Origin of the sequence: Flavobacterium sp., assembly GCF_029242675.1 — a bacterium.
Classification (GTDB): Bacteria; Bacteroidota; Bacteroidia; order Flavobacteriales; family Flavobacteriaceae; genus Flavobacterium.
On sequence record NZ_JAQWTM010000217.1, the window covers coordinates 1 to 4475 of the forward strand.

Below are 4475 nucleotides of genomic sequence, written 5' to 3' on the forward strand. Positions count from 1 at the left end.
GGGTATTACATTGAATACCATCCAAAACCGCTAGGCGATACAGACTGGAATGGTTCAGGAATGCATGCTAATTTCTCAAATGAAGTTCTTAGAACATGTGGATCACAAGAAACTTATGAAAAAATATGTGAAGCTTTCCGCTCTGTTACTGCCGAGCATATCGCAGTATATGGCGCTTACAATGATTTGCGTTTAACAGGTAAACATGAAACTGCATCTATTCATGATTTTTCCTATGGAGTATCTGATAGAGGTTGCTCGATTCGTATTCCATTAATGACAGTTCAAAAAGGATGGAAAGGATGGCTTGAAGACAGAAGACCAGCTTCAAACGGAGATCCATATAAAATTGCTGCTAGAATTATAAAAACAGTGAACTCTGTTCTTTAATTACAACACAACTATTAACAAAGTGTCATTATTAATAATGGCACTTTTTTTTGTACCTATAATTAATACCGTGATGACCTTAAAAATCAAGAATCAAAAAGTATCTTTGTCATAGAACTTAAAATTGAGTTGCAATGGTCTGGATTTCATTCTTTATTATAATTATTATTATTCTTGCCATAGATTTAGGTGTTTTTAATAAAACGCCTCATATCATAAGTACCAAAGAAGCTACGAAGTGGACTGTAATTTGGATCACAGTTTCCTTTTTATTTTCGGGAGTTATCTATTGGATTTATGGCAATGGCTATATTGAAAATCCCGACAATTTAAAACCAATAGGAGCTTCGATTAAATACATTACTGGGTATTTAATTGAACTTTCTTTAAGTATCGACAACATATTTGTCATTGCCATCATTTTTTCAGCCTTTAAGATTCCGCAAAAATACCAGCACCGTGTCCTTTTTTGGGGTATTCTTGGAGCTATATTCTTTCGAGGATTGATGATTTATTTTGGCGTTTTAATTATCCATAAATTCGCTTGGACTACTTATATTTTTGGCGCTTTTTTAATCTATACTGCTGCTAAAATGTTATGGAACGGCGATGAAGATCAATTTGACCCCAAAACCTCTTTTGTATACAAAAGCTTAAAAAAAATAATTCCCATTTCGAATCATATCGATGACGAACACTTTTTTGTAAAAAGACGACATTTAACCGCTGCAACACCACTATTTGTTGCGCTAGTTGTTATTGAGGTTATGGATGTGGTATTTGCTGTTGATAGCGTACCTGCGATTTTAGCCATTACCAATGATCCCTTTTTAGTGTTTAGCTCTAATATATTCGCAATACTTGGATTACGATCTATGTATTTCTTTTTAGCAAACATGCTTGAAAAATTTAGTTATTTAGAGTACAGCCTTATTGTAATTTTAACCTTTGTAGGAATAAAAATGATCATACAAGATTTTGTAGAAATTCCAGAATGGGTTTCACTGGCAGTAATAGCGGTTTCATTACTATCTGGAGTGGTATTTTCACTTTATAAAAATAAAGCCGACTAAAGAATCCAAACTAAATTCAATAAAAAAGGAGAGCAAATTGCTCTCCTTTTTCTCTAGATCTAAATGTTAGAAATTGACTTTCTGTACTTGGCTCTCCTTCAAATTAAGGGCAGCAAGAACCGAGATATAATCTTTTTTATCAATTAAAGAGGCAAATTTACCTGGAACTAAAACGATTCTAAAAGTTTGATTTTGCGTCCAACTAGATGGAATCGTATTCAAAGCAAAATTTGCTCCCATAAAAATCTTCACATCATTTCTAGTAAAGTCAAAATTATAATCGATCGCTCCACCATTATCAATGTAATACGTTTGAGGCATTTGTCTCCATACATCTTGACCATTAACAACATCGTAAAGATGGTAGACAAGAACCACATCCGAAGCGAATATCGCGGGGTTAAGCCCTACTATTTTTGAATAACTGTTTGACGCATTAAAACTTGTGGTTACTTCAAAAACCTCACTTATCGTATCATTATCATTGATAGGTGCTACGTCAGTAACTGTGCAACTTTGTAGACTAATAAGTCCTACTAGTGCTAAAAGGGTAAATACTTTTTTCATGGCTGTATATTTTAAGGTTATATAATATTATAAATTAATTGTTTGAATATCTGATTCTTTCAATTTCAAGGTTGACATTACATTAAAGTAATCATTCTTGTTTACTAGCTTTGCGAAATTCCCCGGAACAATAACAACTTGTAGCACTTGATTTAATCTGTAAGAAGTTGGAACCGTACTAAGATTATTACCTACTAAGTACACGGTGACATCTCTAAGAGAATAATCATACTCGTATCCAAAATCGAATGAACCATCATTAAAATAATGTGCTTCTGGTAATAATTTCCAAATATTTTTACCTTGAGCACTTCCGATTAAACGGTAAACCAATACCTCATCAGAAGCATAGAGCTTTGAATTAAAAATAATTTGTTTGCTATAATTATTTGATGCCGTAAATGAGGTAGGCACTTCAAAAACTTCACTTACTGATGTATCTTCAAGATATAAATCATCAGTTATCGTACAACTTTGTAAACTTAAAACGCCCACAAATAATAAAAGGGTAAATAATTTTTTCATAATGATTAATTTAACTTGTTCTTTTTATCCTTATCCATGAACTATGCCAAAATTTATTTTAATAATTTTTTGTAGCTTTGATGTATGGAAAACAAACACAAACTTTACATGGTAATGCTAGGCTGTACGCCAAAAGGACGCCTAACAGAACAACACGATATTTTTTTTGGAATTGGAACCTCCGTAAAAGATTTAGTTCCTGAGATGAAAGCTTTTTGGCCTGAAGCCAAAGGAAAAATCCACATAGATGCTTGGCGCGAAATTACCTCAGTAGACAATCATTCCATCGAAATCATTGCAAAAACAAAGCAATTGGAACCAAGTGAAGCTTCGCTATTTTTTATCAACTTGGGGGGATATAAAAAAGGAGAATTTGAAGAATATCATTATAAAATGGTTACCGTTGCCAAAACTTTAGGAGTTGCTACCCGAAAAGTAAAAACAACCACCTTTTTTAAACATTGCGGCTTTGAAGGCGCGGGTGCTTCTCATATTGATGATAAATATGGAATTGATGTTGATGAAACACACCGAGTGAATGATATATTAGACCAGCAATATAAGGAACTTTATAGCTTGAAAATCACAAAATCTGAGACACCATTAGAGGAAGATGAACTGCATATTGGATACGTTAAAATAAAAACGATTGCTGTTTAACTCAATTGACTGAGCTATATTTAAACAAGAAGGACTTTCATAATTATGAAAGTCCTTCTTGTTTAACACATCAATTGGCTTCTATTGTAATAGAACACCATTGCTTTTTATTACTTTGATAAAAAACAACATATGATAAGGCAATGCATTTTCCCAGTATTCCCAAGTGTGAGCGCCCGGACGCTCCGTATAATCATGTGCCACTTTCGAATACACTAATCTGCGATGTAATTCACGATTGGATTCAATCAAAAAATCATCCACCCCAATGTCCAGTATTAAAGCTAATTTATTATTTGTCATTGTAGGCACCATGTTTAAAACGGCATAGGAGGCATAGACTTCTTGTGATTTGCCTTCTTTTCCAAAAACTGGCTCCATTAATTTCGTAATTCTCTCTTTAGATTCTGGCGTCATCATGCTTCCCATATCTACTGCGCCGCTCATGCTTCCCGCTGCGCAAAATAATTCTGGATGTTTTGCCGACAAGTAGAGCGCTCCATGTCCACCCATAGACAAACCTGATATCACACGACCTTTCCTATCAGTAATGGTTCGGTAGGTATTGTCTATTTTTTGTACCACTTCTTTGGTAATATACGTCTCGAACTGACTTCCTTGATTTACGGGACTATCTAAGTAAAAACTAAAGGTTTCTCCTTCTGGCATTACGACAATCATATTGTACTGATCAGCCAATTGGTGTATTAAATCTTTATTAGGTGTTTTAGAAAGCCAGTCATTAAAATGCCCATAAGCACCATGGAGCAAATACAAAACAGGATATTTCGACTTGCTTTTTGCATATGAACTCGGTAAAACTACCGCCGCTTTATAGGTCTTATTCATGGCTGCACTGGAGATTTGTAATGTATCAACTACTGCAGCATAGGCCGAACCTGTCTGAATTAATAGAAAAAATAAGAAAATAAAATAAAGCCTTTTCATCTTGTGTACCGTTTCATGTTAAAAAGTAAAGATACTATTTTTAGCCTTAAACAACATCCCTGTTCCCTAACAAAAAAAGACCTTTCAAAACTGAAAGGTCTTCATTGATATATTATATTGAAGCTCCCTATAAAAATCGGGACAAGTGATTCACACTCTTTTTACTTCGTAAAAAATGGTTCTCTAGATCCCGATAAAAATCGGGATAAGCGATTCACACGCTTTTTACTTCGTAAAAAGCGGTTCTCTAGATCCCGATAAAAATCGGATAAGCGATTCACATGCTTTTCGCTCCGCAAAAAATGGTTCTCT

General features: G+C 34.2%; 5 protein-coding genes and 1 pseudogene. 3 read left to right on the forward strand and 3 right to left on the reverse strand.

Annotated features, from left to right (window positions below; genetic code table 11):
• Together P8M54_RS08070 and P8M54_RS08075 are read left to right on the forward strand one after the other, a co-directional pair.
• Positions 1-390: pseudogene (locus tag P8M54_RS08070) on the forward strand (glutamine synthetase); the annotation flags it as partial.
• A 134-nt stretch (positions 391-524) separates the two neighbouring features.
• Entirely contained in the window at positions 525-1463 is a 939-nt protein-coding gene (locus tag P8M54_RS08075) for a TerC family protein (protein WP_300287035.1), read from the forward strand.
• A 66-nt stretch (positions 1464-1529) separates the two neighbouring features.
• Here P8M54_RS08075 and P8M54_RS08080 read toward each other — a convergent pair whose 3' ends face one another.
• Positions 1530-2030 (reverse strand): hypothetical protein, encoded by a 501-nt coding sequence (locus P8M54_RS08080; RefSeq protein ID WP_300287037.1) that lies wholly within the window; start codon positions 2028-2030, stop codon positions 1530-1532.
• A 27-nt stretch (positions 2031-2057) separates the two neighbouring features.
• Complete coding sequence (locus tag P8M54_RS08085) at positions 2058-2555, reverse strand: hypothetical protein (RefSeq protein ID WP_300287039.1); 498 nt, start codon at positions 2553-2555, stop codon at positions 2058-2060.
• 84 nt (positions 2556-2639) lie between these two features.
• On the opposite strand from P8M54_RS08085, the gene P8M54_RS08090 reads away from it, so the two are divergent.
• Positions 2640-3215, forward strand: a complete 576-nt coding sequence (locus tag P8M54_RS08090; RefSeq protein ID WP_300287041.1) for a DUF1543 domain-containing protein — start codon at positions 2640-2642, stop codon at positions 3213-3215.
• Positions 3216-3296: 81 nt separating this feature from the next.
• Here P8M54_RS08090 and P8M54_RS08095 read toward each other — a convergent pair whose 3' ends face one another.
• On the reverse strand, positions 3297-4163 hold the full coding sequence (locus P8M54_RS08095) for an alpha/beta hydrolase-fold protein (RefSeq protein WP_300287044.1): 867 nt from the start codon (positions 4161-4163) through the stop codon (positions 3297-3299).
• Between the last annotated feature and the right edge of the window lie 312 nt (positions 4164-4475).